24 protein-coding genes and 3 tRNA genes are annotated in these 22525 nt (G+C 46.1%); 18 read left to right on the top strand and 9 right to left on the bottom strand.

The genetic code is table 11. The features are described 5' to 3' along the window. Window positions 1–28: 28 nt before the first annotated feature. Both RWM02_RS07880 and RWM02_RS07875 read right to left on the bottom strand, forming a co-directional pair. A complete protein-coding gene (locus tag RWM02_RS07880; protein WP_314070875.1) occupies window positions 29–490 on the bottom strand; it encodes a hypothetical protein in 462 nt (153 codons plus the stop codon). Then, complete coding sequence (locus RWM02_RS07875; RefSeq protein ID WP_314070873.1) at window positions 490–948, bottom strand: copper chaperone PCu(A)C; 459 nt, start codon at window positions 946–948, stop codon at window positions 490–492. The genes RWM02_RS07880 and RWM02_RS07875 overlap by 1 nt, the downstream gene beginning before the upstream one ends. Before the next feature lie 132 nt (window positions 949–1080). On the opposite strand from RWM02_RS07875, the gene pgp2 reads away from it, so the two are divergent. The 4 genes from pgp2 to RWM02_RS07855 all read left to right on the top strand — a co-directional run bounded on the left by pgp2 (window position 1081) and on the right by RWM02_RS07855 (window position 3653). Next, window positions 1081–2016 (top strand): cell shape-determining L,D-carboxypeptidase Pgp2, encoded by a 936-nt coding sequence (pgp2, locus tag RWM02_RS07870; RefSeq protein ID WP_314070871.1) that lies wholly within the window; start codon window positions 1081–1083, stop codon window positions 2014–2016. After that, entirely contained in the window at window positions 2017–2259 is a 243-nt protein-coding gene (gene cmeU / locus RWM02_RS07865; protein WP_314070868.1) for a CmeU family protein, read from the top strand. Then, a complete protein-coding gene (locus tag RWM02_RS07860; protein ID WP_314070866.1) occupies window positions 2252–3256 on the top strand; it encodes an alanine racemase in 1005 nt (334 codons plus the stop codon). The genes cmeU and RWM02_RS07860 overlap by 8 nt, the downstream gene beginning before the upstream one ends. Window positions 3257–3371: 115 nt before the next feature. Continuing rightward, window positions 3372–3653, top strand: coding sequence for a S24 family peptidase (locus tag RWM02_RS07855; protein WP_314070863.1), 282 nt, complete (start codon window positions 3372–3374; stop codon window positions 3651–3653). 679 nt (window positions 3654–4332) lie between these two features. On the opposite strand, the gene RWM02_RS07850 is transcribed toward RWM02_RS07855, so the two are convergent. The 7 genes from RWM02_RS07850 to ribA form a co-directional block, all read right to left on the bottom strand. Continuing rightward, window positions 4333–5169, bottom strand: a complete 837-nt coding sequence (locus RWM02_RS07850; RefSeq protein WP_314070860.1) for a TIGR01777 family oxidoreductase — start codon at window positions 5167–5169, stop codon at window positions 4333–4335. A gap of 149 nt (window positions 5170–5318) precedes the next feature. Then, the gene (htpX, locus tag RWM02_RS07845; protein ID WP_314070857.1) at window positions 5319–6194 is read right to left on the bottom strand and encodes a zinc metalloprotease HtpX; all 876 of its coding nucleotides are present in this window, start codon (window positions 6192–6194) and stop codon (window positions 5319–5321) included. Window positions 6195–6217: 23 nt separating this feature from the next. Then, window positions 6218–6553 carry a hypothetical protein gene (locus RWM02_RS07840; protein WP_185897855.1) on the bottom strand — a complete coding sequence of 112 codons (336 nt, stop codon included), beginning with the start codon at window positions 6551–6553 and terminating at the stop codon, window positions 6218–6220. After that, a complete protein-coding gene (locus RWM02_RS07835; RefSeq protein WP_314070852.1) occupies window positions 6550–6930 on the bottom strand; it encodes a hypothetical protein in 381 nt (126 codons plus the stop codon). Before RWM02_RS07835 ends, RWM02_RS07840 begins: the two co-directional genes overlap by 4 nt. 3 nt (window positions 6931–6933) lie before the next feature. Then, the gene (locus tag RWM02_RS07830) at window positions 6934–7158 is read right to left on the bottom strand and encodes a PP0621 family protein (RefSeq protein WP_314070849.1); all 225 of its coding nucleotides are present in this window, start codon (window positions 7156–7158) and stop codon (window positions 6934–6936) included. Then, window positions 7148–7705 (bottom strand): 16S rRNA (guanine(527)-N(7))-methyltransferase RsmG, encoded by a 558-nt coding sequence (gene rsmG / locus RWM02_RS07825; protein WP_314070846.1) that lies wholly within the window; start codon window positions 7703–7705, stop codon window positions 7148–7150. Before rsmG ends, RWM02_RS07830 begins: the two co-directional genes overlap by 11 nt. Next, on the bottom strand, window positions 7695–8267 hold the full coding sequence (gene ribA / locus RWM02_RS07820) for a GTP cyclohydrolase II (protein ID WP_314070842.1): 573 nt from the start codon (window positions 8265–8267) through the stop codon (window positions 7695–7697). The genes rsmG and ribA overlap by 11 nt, the downstream gene beginning before the upstream one ends. 61 nt (window positions 8268–8328) lie before the next feature. Between ribA and hemB the strand changes: the two genes are divergently transcribed. The 14 genes from hemB (at window position 8329) to RWM02_RS07750 (ending at window position 22525) form a co-directional block, all read left to right on the top strand. After that, window positions 8329–9300 (top strand): porphobilinogen synthase, encoded by a 972-nt coding sequence (hemB, locus tag RWM02_RS07815; protein WP_314070839.1) that lies wholly within the window; start codon window positions 8329–8331, stop codon window positions 9298–9300. A 195-nt stretch (window positions 9301–9495) separates the two neighbouring features. Continuing rightward, complete coding sequence (argF, locus tag RWM02_RS07810) at window positions 9496–10416, top strand: ornithine carbamoyltransferase (protein WP_314070836.1); 921 nt, start codon at window positions 9496–9498, stop codon at window positions 10414–10416. A 13-nt stretch (window positions 10417–10429) separates the two neighbouring features. After that, window positions 10430–10921 (top strand): DUF2603 domain-containing protein, encoded by a 492-nt coding sequence (locus RWM02_RS07805; protein WP_314041089.1) that lies wholly within the window; start codon window positions 10430–10432, stop codon window positions 10919–10921. Next, the gene (gene hemN / locus RWM02_RS07800; protein ID WP_314070833.1) at window positions 10918–12279 is read left to right on the top strand and encodes an oxygen-independent coproporphyrinogen III oxidase; all 1362 of its coding nucleotides are present in this window, start codon (window positions 10918–10920) and stop codon (window positions 12277–12279) included. The genes RWM02_RS07805 and hemN overlap by 4 nt, the downstream gene beginning before the upstream one ends. A 9-nt stretch (window positions 12280–12288) precedes the next feature. Further along, window positions 12289–13542: a (Fe-S)-binding protein gene (locus RWM02_RS07795; RefSeq protein ID WP_314070830.1), complete on the top strand. Its 1254-nt coding sequence runs from the start codon at window positions 12289–12291 to the stop codon at window positions 13540–13542. 84 nt (window positions 13543–13626) lie between these two features. After that, window positions 13627–15369 (top strand): TolC family protein, encoded by a 1743-nt coding sequence (locus RWM02_RS07790; RefSeq protein ID WP_314070827.1) that lies wholly within the window; start codon window positions 13627–13629, stop codon window positions 15367–15369. A 27-nt stretch (window positions 15370–15396) separates the two neighbouring features. Further along, entirely contained in the window at window positions 15397–16062 is a 666-nt protein-coding gene (locus RWM02_RS07785) for a transglutaminase-like cysteine peptidase (protein WP_004322117.1), read from the top strand. Beyond that, entirely contained in the window at window positions 16063–17994 is a 1932-nt protein-coding gene (locus tag RWM02_RS07780; RefSeq protein ID WP_314070822.1) for a bifunctional diguanylate cyclase/phosphodiesterase, read from the top strand. It begins immediately after the preceding gene. A gap of 3 nt (window positions 17995–17997) precedes the next feature. After that, window positions 17998–20127 (top strand): type I secretion system permease/ATPase, encoded by a 2130-nt coding sequence (locus RWM02_RS07775; protein WP_122861855.1) that lies wholly within the window; start codon window positions 17998–18000, stop codon window positions 20125–20127. A gap of 5 nt (window positions 20128–20132) precedes the next feature. Then, window positions 20133–21542, top strand: a complete 1410-nt coding sequence (locus tag RWM02_RS07770; protein WP_122861856.1) for an HlyD family type I secretion periplasmic adaptor subunit — start codon at window positions 20133–20135, stop codon at window positions 21540–21542. 10 nt (window positions 21543–21552) lie between these two features. Then, window positions 21553–22161: a response regulator transcription factor gene (locus RWM02_RS07765; protein WP_314070818.1), complete on the top strand. Its 609-nt coding sequence runs from the start codon at window positions 21553–21555 to the stop codon at window positions 22159–22161. 64 nt (window positions 22162–22225) lie between these two features. Then, a tRNA-Thr gene (locus RWM02_RS07760) sits at window positions 22226–22301 on the top strand. Between the two features lie 55 nt (window positions 22302–22356). Further along, a tRNA-Tyr gene (locus RWM02_RS07755) sits at window positions 22357–22441 on the top strand. A gap of 7 nt (window positions 22442–22448) precedes the next feature. Beyond that, window positions 22449–22525 (top strand) — tRNA-Gly (locus RWM02_RS07750).

Raw genomic sequence — 22525 nt, 5'->3', positions numbered from 1 at the left:
CATCCGCCCTTTTAAGTAAATTTTGCGTCTATTGATGCAAGTCGAAGTCTATATAAAGCCCGCTTCTTTTGCCGTTTTCCAGCACCTCGAAACGGTATCTCATAATGTTTATCAGGCATGCGCTTAGCACGATGTTTGAGACGTAGGCGTTATCGCGCTTTTCGACTTCGGCCTTAATCACGCCCATATCCATATTTACGCCGTGGATCTCAAGGCTGGGGTTTTTAAACCCTTCTAGCCCCTCGATGCGCACGATCGTGGGCTGCATCGTGTAAACGGGCTTTGGCGAGAGGCTAAATTTAACCGTCTTGCCGCGAAACTCCACGCCGCAGGAGTGCTCGGCGTTCATATCGCAAGGAAGCGGGGTTAAATTTGCCCCCACGTCCTCTGCGCTCAAAAAGTCCTCTTGCGCTTGCGGTTTAAAAAATAGGTACGCCGAAGTACCCAAAACGCCGACTAGAAGGACTAAAATTATGAGAAATTTTTTCATTAATGCTTGTGGTGTTCGCCGTCTTTTTTAGCTACGACCGACTTTGCGACGATATCTTTTAGCTCGAGTTTTTGTCCGTTATCAAACTCTAGCGTGGCATCTAGTTTGTCGCCCTCTTTGATCGGAGCTTTGATGTTCATCAGCATTACGTGCAGACCGCCCGGTTTTAGGCTCACGGCGCTTTCCGGCGCTACTTCGATGCTATCTATTTGCACCATCTTTTTCATGCCGTCTACTTCTTTGTGCGTATGTATCTCGCCCGTAGCTGCCGCAGGAGAGCTAGCGCCGATTAGTTTTATAGGTTTGTTGGTGTAGTTTTTGATCTCAAAAAATAGAGCCGTATTTTTTGCGCCAGGAGGCGTAGCTTTGGCATAGATATCTGAAACCTCAACATCTGCGGCGTTTGCAAAGCCCAAAGAGGTGACTACTAGAGATAAAGCTAAAAATTTGCTTTTCATTTTTTGCGTCCTTTTACGTGGAATTTTGATATTCGCTATTGTAACACAAAATAAAAGTTTTTTAAAATTTTTAAGAGAAAATGTAATATAATTCGATCCTTTATTACGAAAATACGCAATGTTAGGAAAATTTTGAAAAAACTACTCGGCTTACTTATTTTTTCTATCTTTTTTTCTCAAATTTTATCCGCCAATGTTCTAGCGGACGCAAATTTGACGGGCGCTAAATACTGGCTGGAAAAGCTAGGTGCAGCCGACGTTAGATACGGCTACTACGAGGCCAAGACTAAAATCATCGTCGTAAATAAAGCGCAAAAAACCCTGCAAAGCTTCGAGTATGCAGGCGGTGCGTTGGAGCAAATTTTTTCGCAAAGCGTGATAACGGGCAAAAGCGGGGATAAATTTAAAGAAGGCGACCTAAAAACGCCGGTCGGAGTTTACGACATCACGGACAAATTTACGCCGCCCGATCCCTTTTACGGGCCGCTTGCGATGTCGCTATCGTACCCAAACGCCCACGACAAGGCCGCACAAAAAACGGGCGGAGGCATCTGGATACACGGATTGCCGATGAAAGGCAAGCGCGAGGACGAAGTAAAAACGCGCGGCTGCGTGGCGTTTAACAACGATGCGCTGGTGAAATTCGGCGAACTGATTGGCAGCGAGGGCGTCGTGATAATCAGCGAAAGCCAGAAGGTAGACGCTAGCAAAGACGACGTCGCGCGCGTGCTGGCGCATCTGCATGAGTGGCTGCAGGCGTGGCGAGATAACGAAACTAAAATTTACCTGGGCTTTTATGCGGACGAATTTGTAAAGATAGAGGGCAAAAACGCGCTAACGAGGGCTAAATTTGCCGAAAATAAAAAGAGAATTTTCGCGCTAAAAGAAAAAAAGAGCATAAAAGCTTCAAATTTTAGCGTGACGCCGTACCCGAACACTAAAGGGCAAAATCTTTTTAGAGTAGTTTTTGACGAGGATTATGCCGCGCCCAGTCACGAATTTAAAGGAAAAAAAGAGCTCTACGTGCGGCTAGATAAAGATAAATTTAAAATCTTAACGGAGAAGTAAATGCAAGAAAAAAAAGAAATAGTAAAAAATCAAATCGAGGAAATTTTAAAGGCTAGGAGCGAGTTTTTCGCCGAGCTGGACCGCCAAGTGCCAAAGGTTGCGGGCACGGACGTGTTTGACTTTGCCGCGGTCAAAGAGGCCGATCTAAAGGCGCTGTATGCTAAATTTTACGCTTATGATTATAATATCAGAAAGCTGCTTCCTAACGTTTACGAGGCGTTTGGCGTAAATTTTAATGTCTGAACTCGTTTTAAACAGATCCGCCTACATACATAATCTAACTAAAATTTGCACCAAAGCTGGCGGCAAAGATCGCGTGATCTTGGTACTAAAAGACAATGCCTACGGTCACGGAGCGGTGCTTGTGGGGCGCGAGGCGGCAAGCTACGGCATCAAATTTTGCGCGGTCAAAAACGAAGTCGAGGCGCGCGAGCTAGAACCCTTTTTCGAGCACATTCTCATCCTTTCGCACATTCCGCACGGCGGCGAGAGTGGGCGATTTATTTATGCGGTAAACGATATTTCGCTGATTGCTAAATTTAAAAAAGGCGCTCGCGTGCATATCGCCGTCGATACGCTCATGCACCGAAACGGCGTTGCTACGTGCGAAGTGCGTGCGGCGTGCGAGGCGGCTTTGGCGCATGGACTGCAAATTTGCGGAGCATTTACGCATTTTAGAAGCGCTGAAGAGCTTAGTAGCGATTATTTCGTGCAGAGGCAAAATTTCGCCGCGGCAAAAGCCGTAGCGCGCGAAATTTGCGGCGAGAGAGATTTGATCTTTCACTCGCACAACTCCGCTGCGACCGAGCGTTTCGGCGAGCTAGCGGACGAGTTTGTGCGCGTGGGTATCGCAGCCTACGGCTACGCGCAGTTTGACGAAAGCTTGGGACTAAAGCGCGTGGCGTCACTCTGGGCGCATAAGGTTAGCGGCAGGGTGCTAAAAAAAGGACAATGCGCGGGCTACGGCGCTAAATTTTGCGCGAGCGAGGATATGCAAATCGCCGTTTACGATCTAGGCTACGGCGACGGACTGTTGCGCTACGGGGGTGAGGGCGAGCTGCGGACGGCCGGCGGACGGCGGTTGCTCGGTAAAATGTCGATGGATAGCTTTTGCTGCGAAGATGCGGGCGATAAAATTTGCGTATTTGACGACGCGTGCGTTTGGGCGGATTTTTTCGGCACGATCAGTTATGACGTTTTGACGAAACTTTCGCCCAATATCTCAAGGCGGTTTGAGTAAAACTCCTCGCAAGTCCGCTTGAGCGTGCATGTAGCAAACTCTGCGCGCAGAACTAGCGGCGAAAGCCAGCTTTGCAAATTTTTGAGCTTAGCCTGCTATCTTCAAAAGCATAAATTTGCCGTCTGATTCAAATTTATGCCGAATTTTAGATTTTAACGAAAGCTTTCCGCGAGGCTTTTTACGTATTAGCGGAGACCTATCTAAGGTTTATATCATTAACGCTAAAGGCGACAGTATGGAGCCTACTATCGCTAACGGAGAACTTCTTTTTATAAGTACGGCAAATGCAGGTGGCGTAATAAGCGGCAATATATACGTCATAAACTACGGCGGAGACGTATTCGTCAAACGATTAGAAAAACCCGATAACAAGAGCCGTAACGTTATTTTCGGATGATGAAAAATACGAGCCTATCGTAATAGACGGCGAAAATTTAGAAAATTGCGCTATCGTAGGACGCGTCGGCACATATCAGAAAAGGTGTGATTTAAAGGGACTTTGAAGCTATCTTTGAAGTTTTTGAAGCAATTTGAAACTTTAGCTTTCAAATTGCAAAAAAAAATGCCTAAATTTTGCATTTTGAGTTCTCATTTTTTACCCTATGTCCCTATCTGCTAAAATAACGCTCTTAACGCTATTTGCTCCATATTTTTATCTGTTCTCATTTTTTTACCTTTTGCATAAGATTTATCAGAATTTTACCTAATATCGGCTCGCGATTTTGTAAATTTATGACATCGTTCGGCAGTCGTAAAAATTTATCGCTTTTTCTTGGGCGGCATCATGCTAATTTTACCCAAGCGTCAGGTTTGCTAAATTTTGTTTACTGATTTATAGCCCGCCATATCAGCGGGCAAAGTATTTTATATTTTAAGCGCTACCGTATTTGTCCTTATGTCTCTACGCCGGCGTTTTTAAAATTTGGATTTGCGATAAAATCGGACGGGATTCTAGCCGCGGCTAGACTTTCGTAGCGAGGTCAAATTTACGCGGGGTTAGCGCTGATTGTTTGAATTTTTAAAGCCGCGACGTAAATTTGCCGCCATGAGAATTTGCATTCCGCCAATTCTCAAATTTACTTCAAAATATCCTCTAGCGCTGCTTTTAGATCGCTAAATTTAAAGCTAAATCCGCTTTTTATCAAGGCTTTGGGATAGACTTTAGCACCTTCAAGCAGTACGCTTGATCCCTCGCCCAGCATCAAATTTAGCGCAAATTTAGGCACTTTAAAAAACGTCGGTCGCCCCAAAACCTCGCCTAAAATTTGAGTAAATTCGCCGTTTGTACTAGGAGTCGGCGAAACGAGATTAAAAACGCCGCTTTGACGGTTTTGTAAGACAAATTTAAACGCTTCCAGCAAATCCGTTACGCAAATCCAGCAAAACGCCTGCTCGCCGCTACCGATCTTGCCGCCAAGACCGAGCCTAAATGCCGGCAGCATCTTAGCTAGCGCACCGCCTTGCCCCAGCACCACACCTAGGCGAAATATCGCCGTTTGCGTCCGCGCTTTAGCGGCCTGGCTCTCCCACTCGCATGCTAGCTCGCCCAAAAATCCGCGGTCAAATTTGACCGAGCTCTCGTCGTGACCAAGCCCATTTTCATATATCCCAACGGCTGAAGCGCTGATGAAAAAGGGCGGATTTTCTAGCTCGTTTATAGCGCAAACCAGCGTGCGCGTAGTCTCTATCCTGCTTGCGCGAAGGCGCTTTTTATAAGCCTCGCTCCATCTTGCGGCGATAGAGGCGCCTGCTAAATTTATAACCGCATCGCAGCCGTCAGCGAGATTTTTGATCGCGTCTTTGTCGGCGTAGGCGGCCCTTGGGATAGCTACTATCTCGTGCCCATGGGCTCTAAAAAAGCGGCAGAGTTCGCCGCCGATAAATCCGCTTGCGCCGTTTACGGCTATTTTCATCTTTTGCCTTTTTGATAAATTTACTTTGACGCGGGCGGTCAAATTTGACGCGACGCGGATTTAAAAATCGGCTTTAACTTAAAGTCCGAAGCCGAGCCGTTTTGCTTAAATTTAACGGCAAGACCTGCGCTTAAATTTGCCCGTCAAATTTACTTTCTAAAATACTCTTTCACGCCGTTTTCGCCATCTATCTGCGAGCGTAAATTTTCTAGCGCGGCGATGCGGTCTTGGGTGCTCGGGTGCGTGCGAAACAGCGAGCCCAGCGCGCTTTTTACGCCGCTAAAAGGATTAACGATAAACATATGCGCGCTTTGTTCGTCGGCGTTTGCCATCACGCGTCCGCGCGCGTAGTCCTCGAGCTTTCGCAGCGCGCCGGCTAGGTGCTGGGGCTTGCCCGTTATCATCGCGGCGCCCCTATCTGCCTCAAACTCCCGCGCCCGCGAGATCGCCATGCGTATGATCGTAGCGGCTAGCGGCATGATGGCGGCTAGAGCGATTAGCATCAGAGGATTTTGCTTGCCTTGACGATTCGCCGCGCCAAGCTGCGCGAAATTCGCCAGTATCGCGATCGCGCCCGCAAATACCGCCGCGATAGAGCCCGTCAGGATGTCGTAGTGGCGCACGTGGCTTAGCTCGTGAGCTAGCACGCCCTCGATCTCGTCTTTGTTTAGCAGATTTAGCAGCCCCTCGGTCACGGCTACCGCGGCGTGGCTAGGGTTGCGACCCGTGGCGAAGGCGTTTGGAACGGCTTCGGGGATGATGTAGATCTTTGGCATCGGCAAATTTGCCTTCGCGCAAAGCTCGCGCACGATCTGATAAAGCCCCGTCGCGTGCGCTTCGTCCACCGGCACGGCTCGGTAGTGCTTTAACACGAGCGTGTCCGAGAAAAAATACGAAAAGAAATTCATCCCAAGCGCAACTAAAAACGCTACCAGCATGCCGCTAGTGCCGCCTATCGCGCCGCCCACGGCTACGAAAAGCAGCATCAGCACCGTCATCAAAAATGCGGTTTTAAAAAGTTCCATTTGTTTCCTTTGCTCGTAAAATTTTACGAAAATATCTCGCCGCCGTCTTTTATCTTTTTTATAAAGGCAAAAATATCTCGTTCCGCTAGGCGCATCGGAGCCGAGCCCAGCGCACCTAGATCGTTAAAATAAATAGCATCGTCCGAGTTTAATTTTATGAAAAATCCAAGGTCGCCGTCTTGGCCTATCATATAAAAATCCGGCTCGTAAAGCGCTACTTCGTAGGTTTCGTTTCGCTCGGCTAGAGACGCGCGCCCGTATAGATAGGCGCCCGCTCCCGCCTCGTTAAAAATGTCTACGCACTCCTCGCCCTCGATACTTTCTAAAAATTTTAGATATAATGGCGGGAAATTTATCATCGTTTATCCTTGCCTATTACGGCGTTTTTAAATATCGCGACGTCGGCTTGATACCCCGCTATCTCGCTAAGTTCGATTTCATCGCCGATTATACAAGCGACTTTGGCGTCAAAGAGATAAAATTGGGCCAAATTTGCGGCCTTTGGCGTAAACTCTCGCTTTGATATAACAAGCAGATTCGCGCCCGCCGCATTTGCGATTATGCACTCGCTTACGTTCTCGCAAGCTACGCTAAATTTAGCCCTTTTTTCTTGCGCCGCTCTTATCATCGCTTTGTCGAATTTAAATAAATTTTGCTCGTCCGCCTTGATCTGATCCGCGTTTTCGCGCCAAAATAGCGGCTCATAGGGCACTAGCTCGTGTCCGATTAATTGCATTTTCTACTCCTTTTTGCTTTGCATGCACTCGGGGCAGACGTATCCGCCGCCGCTTATTACGGCGTCTTTAGCCTCTATAAAGGTACCGCATTTTTTACATTCGACGAAATTTTGCGCATCCTCGTCCTTATTTTTCGCTCCTTTTACGCCTCTTTTGACGCGGGTTTTAAAAAATATCAAATAAATCGCGATTAAAACCGCTAAAAAAGCCGAAATTTTAAATAACATCGCCGCCCTTTATAAATACGTAATTTCTATTGCCGCGCCCGTAAATTTGAGCCTTGAGCCCCCCTAGCTCGCTTTGCACGCTGCTTCCTTTGTAAAGTAAAATTTGAGTTTGCGCGTCAAAAAAACCGTCGCAAATGCCGAGCAAATCTTTCGTTTTCATCAGCGCTCGGCTGGTAATAAGCTGCGCCGTAAAGGGCTCGCCATCCTCGATCTTGCAAGATTTTACGCAGACGTTGGTTAAATTTAGCTCGGCCTTGACGTAGCTTAGAAACGCCGATTTTTTCGGGCTGGGCTCAAAGAGATGCCACTCGCACTCCCTTAAAATCATCGCGAGAAATATCGCCGGAAAGCCCGCTCCGCTGCCGACGTCAATCGCCGTTTTGGCGTCCGAAATTTGCGGGAAAATTTCAAGCGGAGCTATGCTATCTGCTATCTGCTCGTTTAAATTTTTGTAGTTGGTGAGGCTATGCACGCGGTTAAATTTAGCCAAAATCTCGCTAAATTTCGCCGTTTGCGCGTCAAAGTCCCTCGGCAGGTCAATTTTCATCTAGCATATGCCCCATCTGCTCTTTTTTCACGCGCAGGTAGTTTTCGTTAAATTTGTTCGCGTGTATGACGATCGGCACGCGAGAGACGATCTGTACGCATTTTAGCCCGGATAACTTTTTTGGATTATTGGTCAGCAAATTTATCTTTTCGATGCCAAAGTGCTTTAAGATAAAATCCACGATCTCATACGTGCGCTCGTCGGCCTTAAAGCCTAGCTGGTGGTTTGCCTCGATGGTGTCGAGGCCCTCGTCTTGCAGATGGTAGGCGTTTACTTTGTTTAGTAGGCCGATATTTCGCCCCTCTTGGCGTAGATAGATCACCATACCGCCGTGCTCTTCGATGTATTTTAGGCTGGCTTCCAGCTGGTCGCGGCAGTCGCATTTTAGGCTACCGATCGCATCGCCCGTTAGGCACTCGGAGTGGATGCGGACGTTTACGACCTCGCCGAAAGGTTTTTTAAATATCGCTAAATGTTCCTTCTCTCCCTCCTTAAATGCCTGTATCTCAAATATCCCGAAACGAGAGGGTAAATTTGCCGTATTTGAAAGCTCGATATTCATAAAATTTTAACTCCTATTATGTTACACTAAGCGTAAATTGTAGCGAAGTAAAAGGAAAATTATGTTTAAACGTTTTAGAAGGCTCAGGATAAATCCCGCGATCAGGCAGATGGTGCGCGAAACTAGCGTTGCGGCGAGCGATTTTATCTATCCGCTTTTCGTCGTCGAAGGCAAGGGCGTGAAAAAAGAGATAAGCTCGATGCCGGGCGTCTTTCAGATGAGTTTGGACGAAATTTTAAAAGAGTGCGAAATCGTGCGAAATTTAGGCATAAAAGCGGTGATATTGTTTGGAATCCCGAGCCTAAAAGATAGCGTAGGCAGCGATGCTCTAAGTGACGATGGCATCATCGCGACGGCGCTTAGGGCGATAAAGGATAAATTTACAGATCTAGTCGTGATAACCGATCTTTGCTTTTGCGAGTACACCGATCACGGCCATTGCGGTATCCTAGATCACGTCCATCAGACCGTCGATAACGACGCGACGCTGGAAATTTCCGCTAAACAAGCTCTGATCCATGCTAGAAACGGCGCCGATATGATCGCTCCAAGCGGCATGATGGACGGCATCATCGCTACCTTGCGCGGGGCGCTGGATTTGAGCGGATATGAAAATTTGCCGATTATGGCGTATTCGACCAAATTTGCTTCGGCATACTACGGGCCGTTTCGCGACGTAGCGGAATCAGCACCGAGTTTCGGCGACCGAAAAAGCTACCAGATGGATAGCGCAAACCGCCTAGAGGCCGTGAGCGAGAGCCTAGAGGACGAGGCGCAAGGGGCCGATATCTTGATGGTAAAGCCCGCCCTTGCGTATCTAGACGTCATCCGCGATCTGCGCGAAGCGACGAGGCTGCCGATCTGCGCGTATAACGTGAGCGGCGAATACGCCCTGCTAAAAGCTGCGGCAAAAGCCGGCGTCATCGACTATGAGCGCGTGATGATGGAGACGTTAGTCGGGTTTAAGAGAGCGGGGGCGGATTTGATAATAAGCTATCATGCTAAAGAAGCCGCCGCTTTACTAAGAAAATAGCGGCTTGTCTCGCGAGTATTTTTGCTTGATTTCGCAAATTTCGCCCTGCGATAGGCTGCATGCCTTATCTTGGGACGAAATTTACTTCTTCTATTTAGCTACAAGCGTAGCGAAGTAGAAAACAAGCAAATCTATCTCGCGATACTTCGCCTTAAAAATTTTTGGGCAAATTTGGGAATTTAAGGGGGGGGCAAAATGCGACACTTTTTGACGCTAAACGACTTCGGTAAAGACGAAATTTTAGAAATGATAAATTTGGCGCGCGAGATAAAAAAAGAGGCAAAGACGCGAGATTTCAAACCGTATCTAAAAGATCAAAAATTAGCGATGATATTTGAGAAAAGCTCGACTAGAACGCGCGTAAGCTTTGACGTGGGGATGAACGAGCTTGGCGGGCATGCGCTGTTTCTTAGCTCGAGCGATATCCAGATCGGGCGCGGCGAACCGATAAAAGACACCGCGCGCGTGATCTCGCGAATGTGCGATCTCATCATGGCTCGCGTTAATCGCCACGAGACGCTCGAGGAATTTGCCAAATTTAGCCGCGTGCCCGTGATAAACGGCCTTAGCGACAAATTTCACCCGGTGCAGCTTATGGCGGACTACCTCACGATGCTGGAATTTGACGCGGGCAAATGCGTAGCTTATGTGGGCGACGGCAACAACATGGCTCACTCGTGGCTGATGCTAGCTAGCAAGCTGGGCTTTGAGCTAAGAATTGCGACGCCTGCGGGCTACGAACCGGACGGCGAAATCCTAAATTTAGCGATGAAAAACGCTCAAATTTCGGGAGCTAAAATTTATCTAACCCATGACGCAAAAGAAGCCGTCTCGGGCGCCGACGTCGTCACTACCGACACCTGGGTCTCGATGGGACAAGAGGCGGAAAAAGAAAAGCGCCTAAAGGATTTTGCAGGCTTTTGCGTGGATGAAAATTTGATGAAATTAGCTGCGTCCGGCTCGATATTTTTGCACTGCTTGCCCGCCTACCGCGGATACGAGGTGAGCGAGGCGGTGTTTGAGGCGCATGCGGATGAGATTTTTGCCGAGGCAGAAAATAGACTGCACGCGCAAAAAGGCGTGATGGTTTGGCTCGATAGGCAGCGAAACTGGTAAGTTAAGGAAGTAAATGAAAGAAAAAAATCTACAAAAAACATACGAAAAAATAGATGAAATTTCGGGCGAGCTCGGGATAAAAGAGGGCGAAAAAACGATATTTGAGATCGTTCCGACAAGCGACCCCAATCAAATGAGCCTTAGCCTAAAAAGCGGCTCGTGGGACGGGGTGGAGCCGTGGTTCGGTATTGACGAAAATCAAAATTTACACACGATGGTTTCGTTAAAATCGCTCTCGCAGCTCATCGAAGCCTACCGCAACGTCCAAAAGGAAAATTTCGAGCTAAGGCTTGAAAAGACGATCTGGCAGAACGTGCCGATAGATTTCGCCGACGTTTGGGTCGTGGCGATGGACGAGATACGCAAGATCGCCGCAAAAAATAAAAACAAAAAAAGCATTGACGTAAATTTGGAAAAACTGGTAAAGGGTATCAAAAAACAGTATCCCAATTTGTTCGTCGATATGGAGAATATAATGAAAAACGCGAGGAATAAAACGCTATGATAGATTTTGACGCTTACGTGAAGTATTCGCGCCCGGGACCGCGATACACGAGCTATCCGACCGCGCCCGAGTTTAGCGATAAATTTAGCTGCGAGGACTACCTGCGGGAGCTAAAAAACCGCGACGCCTCGCGCCCGCTTTCGCTTTATTTGCACTTGCCGTTTTGCCGCAGCGCCTGTTATTTTTGCGGTTGCAACGTGATTTATACGAGCAAAGAGGACCGCAAAACGCGCTATATGGAGTATCTGCAAAAAGAACTCGATCTGCTAGCGGCGAACCTCGACGCGAGCGCGCCCGTGCTGCAAATGCACTTTGGCGGCGGCACTCCGACGTTTTACGGCGCGGATCAGCTAGATGAAATCATAAAAATGATAAAGGCTAAATTTAAAAACTTCTCGCCCGAGGCTGAAATCAGCTGCGAAATAGACCCGAGATTTTTAACCCTCGAGCAGCTTGACGTGCTCGTCTCTCACGGATTTAACCGTATCAGCTACGGCGTGCAGGACTTTGACGAGCGCGTGCAAAAAGAGATCCACCGCATCCAGCCCTACGAGATCACCAAAAACGCCGTAGATATGGCGCGCTCTAAGGGCATAAACTCGATAAATATGGACCTGATCTACGGCCTGCCGTATCAGACGCTAGAGAGTTTTAAAGCGACGCTGGATAAGGCCTTGACGCTGTCTCCGGACCGCTTGGCGGTGTTTAACTACGCGCACGTGCCGTGGATAAAAAAATCTATGCGTAAATTTGACGAAGCGACTCTGCCTAGCCCTAAAACCAAGCTTGAAATTTTAAAATACACGGCCGAGTTTTTTATCAAAAACGGCTACAAAATGATCGGAATGGATCACTTTGCAAAGCCGGTCGACGAGCTTTTCGGCGCGCTTGCTAACGGCACGCTTCATCGTAACTTCCAAGGCTACACGACCAAGGGTGGAGCCGATCTAATCGGTATCGGACTAACTAGTATCGGCGAAGGGCAAAGATACTACGCGCAAAATTTCAAGGATATGGACGAATACGAAAAGGCCCTAGATAGCGGCGTTTTGCCGTACTGCAAGGGTATCTATTTAAACGATGACGATCTAATCAGAAAAGCCGTGATAATGAGCCTGATGAGTAACTTTGCGCTTGATATCAAGGCGGTCGAGGCCAAATTTGACATCAAATTTTTCGAGTATTTTAAGGATGATTTGGTCGAGCTTGAAAATTTGAGCGAATTTGTAACCGTAACGCCTGAAAAAATCAGCGTAAACGAGACCGGCACGCTAATCATCCGCAATATCGCAATGTGTTTTGACGCGTATTTGAAAAAAATACCGGAAAATTTACGCCGATTTTCAAAAACGGTTTGATGGATTGATATGTTTAAATTTAGCGAAATTTCAGATAAATGCGTAAAATGCGGCAAATGTATCCAAGTCTGCACGATCCATCGGATAAATCCCGACGAAACGACCTCTCCGCGCGGCTTTTTAGACCTTGTCGGAGCCTACGAGCGCGGCGAGCTAAAGCTTGATAAAAACGCTAAAAATATCTTTGAGAGCTGTTTTTTATGCACGAGCTGCGTCGAGGTCTGCCCAAACTCCTTGCGCGTGGACACGGCGATAGAAAACGTCCGCCGCGACATCGCGGAAAAATTCGGTATAGCGTGGTACAAAAAGGCGTTTTTTTGGCTACTGCGCTACCGTGCGGTTATGGATTTGGCGGCAAAGCTTGGCTACGTGTTTCAAAGCTGCGCCTTTAAGATCAGGGAAGGCGCGATGAGTCCGAGGTTTAGCCTGCCGATGGTGAAAAAAGAGCGGCTTTTGCCCACTGCTAGCAAAAAGAGCTTTTTAAACTCGCACGCAGAGTTTATCGATAACGGCGGAGAAAAAACTATCGGAGTTTTTATCGGCTGTATGGGAAACTACGCGTATACTGGCATCGGCGAGGCTCTCGTTAAGATCGCGCGCGAGCTTGGGTTAAATTTAAATTTGATGAAAAAGCAGGCCTGTTGCGGCGCGCCGGCGTATTTTACGGGGGATTTTGCGACGGTCGAGGTTTTAGCAAAGCGAAATATCGAGTATTTTGAAAAAATGTTGGGCGAACTAGACGCCATCATCGTGCCCGAGGCGACCTGTTCGGCGATGATAAAGATCGACTACGAGCACTTTTTTCATGATGACGAGCAGTGGCGAGGGCGCGCAAAAGCGGTGAGCAAGAAGATATTTTTAGCGACGGAGTATTTTGAAAAATTTACGAATTTGGCTGAAATTTTGGCTAAAAAAGGCAAAAACTTAGCCTCCGTGACCTATCACGACCCTTGTCACGCTAGAAAAATGCAAGGCGTCTTCAAAGAGCCTCGCAAACTGCTCGCTCAAAACTACGAAATAACAGAAATGAGCGATCCAAACGAGTGCTGCGGTTTTGGCGGAGTGACTATGCAGTCTGAAAAATATCACCTAAGCCGCGCGGCCGGACAAAGAAAATCAGAGATGATAAAAAACTCGGGCGCAAAGATCGTAAGCGCGGAGTGTAGCGCCTGTAAAATGCAAATTTCAAATGCGTTACATATCGGCGGCTCAGACGTGAAGTGCGAGAACCCGATAGAGTTAATCGCAAAAGCGCTTTTGTAAATTTATAACTTTTTTATTTTTTATAATATATAATCGCGGGTTAATGTATCAGCGTTAATTTAAAATAAATTACAAAGGATTTCTATGAGAAAAGCAGCAGCGATTAGCTTTTTAGTTTGCGGTTTGTTGTTCGCAAATGACGAATATAACGTATTTGTGAGCAGCTTTGGCGACGACGTAAAAGAAGAAGCGATAGAGAGCGCCAGAGCTAGCGTAGAGCGCAAGGTAGGCGACTTCGATGGAGTGGAAAAAGTAGTAAGCGGAACTTTCGGTAAATACCGTGCCGTAGCCGTTAGAACCAAGTCTTTGGATAAAGATAGCATTAAAAATTTAACGGCTAAAATCAAGGCGGCAGGATACCTAGACGCTTATAGCGCAGTCGCTAAAGATTCTATTTCTTCAGACGAAGAAACGCAAAATTTAAGCGAAAGCAAAGAGGCCGCCAAAGCTCCAAAACCTGGTCTAAGAAAAAAACAAGATTTGACGTTTAAGGAAGCGCCGGAGCCGATGGGGGCTGCCTATCTTGAAAACAGCGCGCAAGAGAGCGGTCAAGTGAGCCTAAATACGGCGGTTAAAAACCTGCTTCTTGAAAACCCGGGTCTAAAAGAGACCGAATATGCATATATGCAAGTCGGAAAAGACCTAAATATCGCTAATAACGCATACTATCCGACATTTGATATCGGCGGAACTTACGGCTACAGAAAAGAAAAAATAGATAACGGCATAACCGTACAAAAAGGTAGCGGCAAAAGGCTTACCGCAAATGCGACGCTAACGGAAAATTTATACAACGGCGGAGCCGATAAAAACAGAATGATCTCTCAAAGCCACAGGATGGATGCGGCCGCTTATAGCGTAGCGCAAAAAGCCGACAGACTTACGCTTGAGTTTGCAAACGCGTATATTACCGTGCTTCAAACTAAAGAGTTGCTTGAAATCGCGCAATCAAACGTAAAAACTCACGAGGAAATTTATTCGCAAATCAAAGATAGAACAAGCTCAGGCTTTGCTAGGGGCTCTGAGGAGAGACAGGCCGGCTCTCGCCTCACGCTAGCTCAGGCAAATTTGATCTCTCGCGAAAACAACTACAACGACGCTCTAAGCACCTTTGAGAAACTTTACGGTAAAGGAATCGCGGCGGAAAATTTGGTCGCTCCAAGTTTTGAGTTGCCGTTACCTGGAAGCGAAAGCGCGGTATATAACATCGCTATGAAATGCAACCCGAGCGTTCTTTTGCAAGATGCAAACATAAAAATGAATCAATCGGTCGTTAATGAGAAAAATGCTGCTTTTAGACCGAAGGTGGATCTCGAAGCCAGCGCAAATCACGAGAGAAACGATGTGTTTTACGACGATTATAAAGATACCTCTTACGACGTTTTGCTAAGATTAAAATATAATCTTTACAACAAAAACTCAGACAAGCTAGAGAAAGAAAAAGCCGTCCTAGCCGTTACAGAGTCGTCTCACGGGCTTGAGAGGGTAAAAAGAGAGCTTTCGGAGAGTCTTAAATTTTCATGGCAGACTTACGTGCTAAATCAAAAAAGACTCGAGTATCTAAACGAGCACGTCAAATACGCAAAAGAGACGCTTGATGCGTATAGAGACGAGTTTAGGATTGGCAGACGCGATCTTATAAACTTGCTTGACGCCGAGAGCGAATACAACAACGCTTTGGTTGAGATCGTAAATACTCAAAAAGAGCTTTTATACGCTAAATTTAGGCTTCTTGATAATATGGGTATGATTACCGATAGCTTCGAGCCTGGATTTGCTAAAAAATATATCCAAGGCGCGTGCTCGATAGCCGAGGATCTAAGATAGTCTTAGACTAAAATTTAGATAAATTTTATGAAATTTGGCATAAGCGCGGGCAAATACAGGAGGGCGTTTTTAGCGAGCGCCCTTTTCGTGTTCGCGATTTTTGCGGGAGGCGAGTTTATAAAAGCCTCCACCTACGACAAGATCGCTAAAGTTTACGGCCAAAACGCCAAAAAAAGAGTGGTTGCCTTAAACGAGCTTATGGTGAGCTTAAAGGACGCCACGGAGCAAGAAAAGCTCGTAAAAGTAAATGACTTTTTTAACCGCTTACAGTGGAAAGACGACAGGGAAGTTTGGGGGCAAAAAGACTACTGGGCTACGAGAATGGAGTTTTTGGGCAAGGGCGCCGGGGATTGCGAGGATTTCGTTACGGCGAAGTACTTCACCCTAAAGCAGCTCGGCGTTTCCACGCAAAAGCTTTATTTCACTTACGTAAAAGCGCTTGATTACAACCAAGCGCATATGGTTTTATCTTATTATGACAGCCCAAAGTCCATACCGCTAGTTTTAGACAATATCAACCCAAACATCAAAATAGCTACGCAAAGAAAAGACTTAGCGCCCGTTTATAGTTTCAACGGCGATTCGCTATTTTTATCAAAACAAGAAGGCTTGGGGCAGGCCATCCCCGGCGGAAACAAAAAACAAAATCCAAAATGGCTAAATTTAGTCGACAGAATGAAAGAGGACGGATAGATGACGCTTTTAAAACAAATAATGCTGGCGATAATTTCCTTTATGTTGGTTATTTTCGTAGCCGTCGGGATTTTAAATTTTACGACGACGAACGACTATATCTCCGCTCAGCTAGGCACTAACGCTAAGCACACGGCAAATTCGCTAGGTCTTGCCATAGCGTCGGTAGCAAATCCAAATGATTTATCCGGCATTGAAACGATGATAAATTCGGTATTTGACAGCGGATATTACTCGATGATAAAGCTAGCCGGAGTAGACGGCGAGACGCTGATAGAAAACTCGCAGCCTCTAGTGGTAAATAGCGTTCCCGAGTGGTTCGTAAAAAACGTAAAACTAGAAGCTCCGGTAGCGCAAAGCGAGATAATGCTCGGTTGGAGCAAATTCGGCACTATTTACGTGCAAAGCAACACCGGCATCGCTTATTACGAGCTTTATAACATAGTTAAAAAGGTATTTTTCGTGCTTTTCGTGATGTCGCTATCGGCTCTGCTTATTAGCTATTTTGGCGTAAAGATAATTTTTATCCCGCTTAAAAAGGTTCAAAAGCAAGCCGAGGCCATACTGCAAAACAGCTTTATCTTGCAAGAAAAAATTCCTTTTACGCTAGATATTAGGCAGGTCGTCCTTGCGATGAACGTGATGATAACACGCGTTAAGGACGTATTTGAGCAAAGCGCTAAGACGCTAAGCAAATACGAAGAGCTACTTTATAAAGACGAAGAAACCGTACTTTTCAACAGAAGATATTTGCAAAATAACTTTAAAGATTATATCTCGAGCGAGGAGTATTCAAGCGGCGCTGCATCGATGATAACTTGCAAAGATTTGCGAGATCTAAAACAAGAGATCGGCTTTAACGCGCAGCAAAAGCTTATAAAAACCATCGCGTCTATAATATCCCAAAACGCCATAGGCATGCTGCGAGCTAGGCTAAACGACGATGACTTTATGATCGTAGCCGCAAATTTAACGACGCAAAATGTCAAAGCCATAACCGATAAAATTTTACTAACGATACAAGAAGAATTTATCAAATTTAACGTAGATATGGACAAGCACCCGGTCTTTGCCGCGATCGTGCCTTACGGACCGAAAACTCCGCTAAAAGACGTGCTCATAACGGCCGACATCACGCTAGCAAGAGCTAAAGAGGGCTCAAATTTCTCCTCCCTGATCTATAAGAGCGACAAAGAGATCATGCTAGGAAAAGAGGAGTATAAAGAGCTCATCGAAACCTCTCTTAAAAACGGTATGTTTAAATTTGCGGGACAAAAAGTGGCGTCAAATTTTGCTGAAATAGCGCACTGCGAGCTGTTTATCAGACTCGTCGACGGCGAGGGTAGATGGCAGACGGCGAGCTACTTTATGCCGATGGTAAACGAGCTAAAGATGGCGGTGGATATCGACCTTTACGTTTTAAACAAATTTGCCGATATGCTAAGAGACGGCAAGCTTAAAACTATGCAATATGCGCTAAATTTGGGCAAGGATATCTTAAACTCTACTCAGCACTTTACCGAGCTTGAAAATGCGCTCAAAAAGATAAGACGATACGCGCCTGCTAAAATTTTTATCGAGATCCCGAACAAAGACGACATAGACGTGGCGGTTCTTGACGGACTTCACCAGAGATTGCGCGCGCTCGGTTTTGGCTTTGGACTAGATCACTTCGGATTTGACGCGAAAAGTATCGAAAGGCTCAATGCCGTTAGCCCTGATTACGTCAAAATCCCGGTGGCAAATTTGATAGACTTTTTGGGTGAGAGAACGTCGGAGCAAAGAAGCTCGTTTGAAGCGATGATGAGAAGCAAGGGCGTAAAAATCATAGCCATGGGCGTAGAAAACGAAGAGCAAGAAAAGAGACTGCATACCCTAGAAATCGACTATTTGCAGGGAATTTTCATATCTCAAATAGAAAATATCGGATAAAAAATGCAAGAAAAGAAAAACGACGAACTGCTTGATTGTTTGGTGATATTTACCAAGCTGCACAACAACCCATATACCGCCGATGCGCTAGTGGCCGGGCTACCGACTAACGAAAACGAAGATATCGAGCTTTTTTCGCTTAGCGGCTCGAAATCTCTTTTTACCAGAGCGGCGGCTAGGGCAGGGTTTGTTTCAAGTTTGGTAAATAAACGAGTCGAGGATATCTCGCCCTTGGTGCTGCCTTGTATCCTGCTTTTACGCGGAAAAAAGGCTTGTATATTAGAGAGTTTTGAGGGCAAAACGCACGCTAAAATCATAACTCCCGATATGCCAAACGGCTCAAATTTGATAGAAATCGAAAAGCTAAAAGAGGAGTATCTGGGCTATAGCTACCTGCTAAAGCGCGAATTTATCCCCGAGGATAATAAGCCAAATTTGATAGACACCAAAACTAGCCACTGGTTTTGGGGTACGCTAAAGCGCTCGAGGAAAATTTACATCGACGTTATCGTAGCTAGTATAGTGATAAATTTGTTTGTTTTAGCCAGCCCGCTTTTTACGATGAACGTTTACGACCGAGTCGTACCAAATAACGCCGTAGAGACGCTTTGGGTACTAGCTCTTGGCGTGGGCGTGGTTTATCTTATCGATCTGTTTTTAAAATTTATACGCACGTATTTTCTAGACGTCGCGGGCAAGAAAAGCGACATCATCATGAGCTCGTTGCTTTTTGAGCGCGTGATGGATATAAAGCTCTCCGTTAAGCCAAAATCGGTTGGCTCGTTTGCTAATAACCTGCGCGAATTTGACACGGTTAGAAATTTTTTCACTTCAAGCACTTTGGCTGTTCTCATCGACCTTCCGTTTGCGATTCTGTTTTTGCTGATTACTTATTTTATCGCGAGCTACTTGGTAGTCGTGCCGCTGTTTTTTATGGCAGCCGTGCTTTGCTACACGCTTTTTATCAAAAATCCGCTCCAAACCAGCATAAAAAGTACTTTTGAGGCTAGCGCGAAGAAAAACGGAATTTTGATCGAGACGCTAAACGGTCTTGAGACGATAAAAACCATGGGCGCGACCGGAAACGTACAGTGGAACTGGGAAGAGGCTACCGGCGAGATAGCAAATAAAAGCATAAAATCAAAGCTGATCTCGGCGTCGATAAATACGGTTACGTCGTTTTTCGTGCAGTTAAATACGGTCGGCATCATCGTCTTTGGTGTATATATGATACAAGACACCAAGCTCACGATGGGCGGACTCATCGCGGCCGTGATGCTTAGCTCGCGCGCTATCGCTCCTATGGGGCAGTTTGCGAGCCTGCTGGCAAACTACGAACAGACGAAAACCGCCTACGAGAGCCTAAAAAAGATAATGGAGATGCCTGTCGAGCGTCCAGAGGGTAAAAAATTCGTTCGCCGAAATACCTTTAACGGCAAGATCGAGTTTAAAAACGTATGCTTTACCTATCCGGAAAGCACCAAAGCCTCGCTAGATAGGGTAAATTTTACTATAAACGCAGGCGAAAAGGTGGGCATCATCGGCAGAAACGGCTCTGGGAAAACCACTATTGAAAAGCTTATTTTGGGACTTTATTCGCCGACTGAGGGCTCGATCCTGATAGACGGCATCGATATAAATCAAATCGACCCGGCCGACTTGCGCCGAAATATCGGCTACGTCCCGCAAGACGTGGTTTTGTTTAAAGGCACGGTAAGAGGCAACATCGTCTACAAAGCCCCGCATGTCGATGATATGCAGATTATACGCGCGGCAAAGGTTAGCGGCGTAGACGAATACGTAGACGCGCATCCGCTAGGCTTTGATATGCCGGTACACGAACGCGGCGAGGGTATAAGCGGCGGACAGCGCCAAGCTATCGCCGTAGCGCGCGCATTTTTGCTAGATAGTCCGATTATATTGCTCGACGAGCCGACAAATTCCCTTGATAGTAGTGTGGAAAATAAGCTAAAAAATAATCTCAAATTTAACACGAAAGATAAAACCATGCTGCTTATCACGCACAAAACGTCTCTGCTCGAGCTAGTAGATAGACTCATCGTCGTCGATAACGGCAAGATACTGCTAGATGGGCCGAGAGATGAAATTTTAGCTAAGCTTGGCGGAAAGTAGCGAGCATGGATAAGAAAAATTTAGAAATACAAGAAAACATCGGGCAAAATTTAGAAGCTTCGACTCAAAATATAAAAAAGATCATCCAGTCTAAAAATTACGACGCAAACGATCTTCGCTTTATGTCGAGTTTATCGGAGGCGGTGCTGGCTAAGGCGCCGTCGGGGTCTAGGAAAATTTTATATATCGTCGCGATAACCGTTTTTTGGCTAGTGGTTTGGGCGTCGTTTGCGCAGATAGACGAGATCACCCGCGGCAACGGCAAGATAATTCCGTCCGGCAAAAATCAGATCGTACAAAATTTGGAAGGCGGCATAATCGAGGAAATTTACGTTCGCGCGGGCGATGAAGTAAAGAAAAATCAAATTTTGCTAAAAATCGACGACAAGAGCTTTTCTAGCGTCTACGGCGAGTCCAAATTTAGACTAAACGAGCTTCAGGCAAAATACTTGCGCCTTTACGCCGAGTCAAACGACGAGGAATTTGATGCGAAAGAGACGGGAGATAAGGACTACGACCGATTCGTCGGATTTGAAAAGAGTCTTTACGATACGAACAAAGCAAGGCTAAGGGAGCAAATCGGCATCCTAGAGGAGCAAATAAAACAGCGCCAAAGCGAGCTAAGGGAGCTTGAGAGCAAGATCGACCAGACTCAAAGCAGCTATAATCTACTACAAAAAGAGAAGCAGATAACCGAGCCGTTATTTAGAAAAGGGCTTGTGAGCGAGGTTGAGTACTTGCAACTCCAAAGGCGCGTAAACGATCTAAGGGGCGAGCTAAGCGCGGCGAAACTCTCTATCCCTAGAGTGCAGTCTACGATAAAAGAGGTAGAAAATAAAATAACCGAAGCCAAGCTTGCCTTTCAAAATAGCGCAAAGAAAGAATTTAACGAAGTTTCGGCTGAAATTTCTAGGCTAAACGAAAGCCAGGTAAATTTAAGCGACAAAGTAGAAAGGACGCTCGTGCGCTCGCCGGTGGACGGTATAGTGAGCAAACTGATGGTAAATACCGTCTCTGGCGTCATAAAGCCGGGCATGGATATCGCCGAGATCGTCCCCGTTGAGGATAGCTTGATAGCCGAGGTAAAGGTAAAGCCTGCGGACGTGGCGTTTTTGCGACAAGGACTAAAAGCGATGGTTAAGCTTACCGCTTACGACTTTGCGATATACGGCGGACTAGAGGGCGAAGTGACGCAAATCTCGGCCGACACGGAAACGAATGAAAAAACTGGCGAGAGCTACTATCTAGTCAGGATAACGACCGAGAAAAACTACCTAGGAAGTGAAGATAGACCGCTTCGCATCAAGGTGGGCATGATAGCTAGCGCCGACATTATAACCGGTAAGAAAACGGTGCTTGATTATTTATTAAAACCGATATTAAAAGCTAAACAAAACGCTTTGAGAGAACGATAGGAGCGCGGATATGAGAATTTTGGCATATTCAGGAAATGCAGCCGTAATAAACGAGATAAAAGATAAGTTGGCTGCGAGCGAGGTAACAGCGACGCAGGAAAAAGATATTTTTTTAGAGCTTGCTTATAGCAAAGACTACGACGTAGTTTGCGTGGATATTTGGGATGCCGACAAAGAAGCGAGAGAGCTTTTGAGTGCGGTGGAGGGTATTAAAATTTTGATACTTTCTCATGAGCCTAAATTTAACGAAGGTAGAGAGTTTTTGCACCTTGGTGCAAAGGGCTATGCAAACGCGCGTATGCTTGAGGTGCATTTTCAAGATGCGCTCGAAGCGATCGAAAGAGGCGAGGTTTGGCTCTATCCGGAATTTATCCAAAGCATGATACAAATGATGACAAAGGAAATTTTGCCTTCAAATTCGTCAAATTTGCTAGAAAAGCTAACAAGCAAGGAAAAAGAGATAGCGGAACTAGTCTATAAAGGGCTAACAAATCAAGAAATCGCTGAGATTTTGCAAATAACCGTAAGGACGGTAAAAGCGCACGTAGGCACTATTTTTGAAAAAACAGGAGCGAAAGATAGGATAAATTTGATTTTATTGATGCAAAAAATGGAATAATTTTCTTAAAAACCTTGACTTTAAAAAGAAATTGGGCTATAATCCAACTTTCATAAATCAGGATGCTGGTGTAGCTCAGTTGGTAGAGCTACTGCCTTGTAAGCAGTGGGTCGGCGGTTCAAGTCCGTTCACCAGCTCCATTTCATAACAGTGTTTGACCAGAAATACCATTGCAAAGCATTTTTTTTAAAATAGGGTGAGATACTCAAGTGGCCAACGAGGGCAGACTGTAAATCTGCTGACTATGTCTTCCGTGGTTCGAATCCACGTCTCACCACCATTGTTATGCGGGAGTAGCTCAGTTGGCTAGAGCATCAGCCTTCCAAGCTGAGGGTCGCGGGTTCGAGCCCCGTTTCCCGCTCCA

This window comes from Campylobacter showae (assembly GCF_963515975.1).
Taxonomy (GTDB): Bacteria; Campylobacterota; Campylobacteria; order Campylobacterales; family Campylobacteraceae; genus Campylobacter_A; species Campylobacter_A showae_F.
This window is presented reverse-complemented; position numbering and strand designations above follow the sequence as displayed.

Coding starts and splice junctions, on each gene's coding strand:
- RWM02_RS07860 (WP_314070866.1), top strand. CDS start 2,252: ATGTCTGAACTCGTTTTAAACAGATCCGCCTACATACATAATCTAACT.
- RWM02_RS07840 (WP_185897855.1), bottom strand. CDS start 6,553: ATGATAAATTTCCCGCCATTATATCTAAAATTTTTAGAAAGTATCGAG.
- RWM02_RS07805 (WP_314041089.1), top strand. CDS start 10,430: ATGAAAGAAAAAAATCTACAAAAAACATACGAAAAAATAGATGAAATT.
- RWM02_RS07835 (WP_314070852.1), bottom strand. CDS start 6,930: ATGCAATTAATCGGACACGAGCTAGTGCCCTATGAGCCGCTATTTTGG.
- RWM02_RS07850 (WP_314070860.1), bottom strand. CDS start 5,169: ATGAAAATAGCCGTAAACGGCGCAAGCGGATTTATCGGCGGCGAACTC.
- hemN (WP_314070833.1), top strand. CDS start 10,918: ATGATAGATTTTGACGCTTACGTGAAGTATTCGCGCCCGGGACCGCGA.
- cmeU (WP_314070868.1), top strand. CDS start 2,017: ATGCAAGAAAAAAAAGAAATAGTAAAAAATCAAATCGAGGAAATTTTA.
- RWM02_RS07880 (WP_314070875.1), bottom strand. CDS start 490: ATGAAAAAATTTCTCATAATTTTAGTCCTTCTAGTCGGCGTTTTGGGT.
- RWM02_RS07875 (WP_314070873.1), bottom strand. CDS start 948: ATGAAAAGCAAATTTTTAGCTTTATCTCTAGTAGTCACCTCTTTGGGC.
- RWM02_RS07765 (WP_314070818.1), top strand. CDS start 21,553: ATGAGAATTTTGGCATATTCAGGAAATGCAGCCGTAATAAACGAGATA.
- htpX (WP_314070857.1), bottom strand. CDS start 6,194: ATGGAACTTTTTAAAACCGCATTTTTGATGACGGTGCTGATGCTGCTT.
- RWM02_RS07785 (WP_004322117.1), top strand. CDS start 15,397: ATGAAATTTGGCATAAGCGCGGGCAAATACAGGAGGGCGTTTTTAGCG.
- RWM02_RS07790 (WP_314070827.1), top strand. CDS start 13,627: ATGAGAAAAGCAGCAGCGATTAGCTTTTTAGTTTGCGGTTTGTTGTTC.
- RWM02_RS07775 (WP_122861855.1), top strand. CDS start 17,998: ATGCAAGAAAAGAAAAACGACGAACTGCTTGATTGTTTGGTGATATTT.
- argF (WP_314070836.1), top strand. CDS start 9,496: ATGCGACACTTTTTGACGCTAAACGACTTCGGTAAAGACGAAATTTTA.
- RWM02_RS07770 (WP_122861856.1), top strand. CDS start 20,133: ATGGATAAGAAAAATTTAGAAATACAAGAAAACATCGGGCAAAATTTA.
- rsmG (WP_314070846.1), bottom strand. CDS start 7,705: ATGAAAATTGACCTGCCGAGGGACTTTGACGCGCAAACGGCGAAATTT.
- RWM02_RS07830 (WP_314070849.1), bottom strand. CDS start 7,158: ATGTTATTTAAAATTTCGGCTTTTTTAGCGGTTTTAATCGCGATTTAT.
- RWM02_RS07795 (WP_314070830.1), top strand. CDS start 12,289: ATGTTTAAATTTAGCGAAATTTCAGATAAATGCGTAAAATGCGGCAAA.
- ribA (WP_314070842.1), bottom strand. CDS start 8,267: ATGAATATCGAGCTTTCAAATACGGCAAATTTACCCTCTCGTTTCGGG.
- hemB (WP_314070839.1), top strand. CDS start 8,329: ATGTTTAAACGTTTTAGAAGGCTCAGGATAAATCCCGCGATCAGGCAG.
- RWM02_RS07780 (WP_314070822.1), top strand. CDS start 16,063: ATGACGCTTTTAAAACAAATAATGCTGGCGATAATTTCCTTTATGTTG.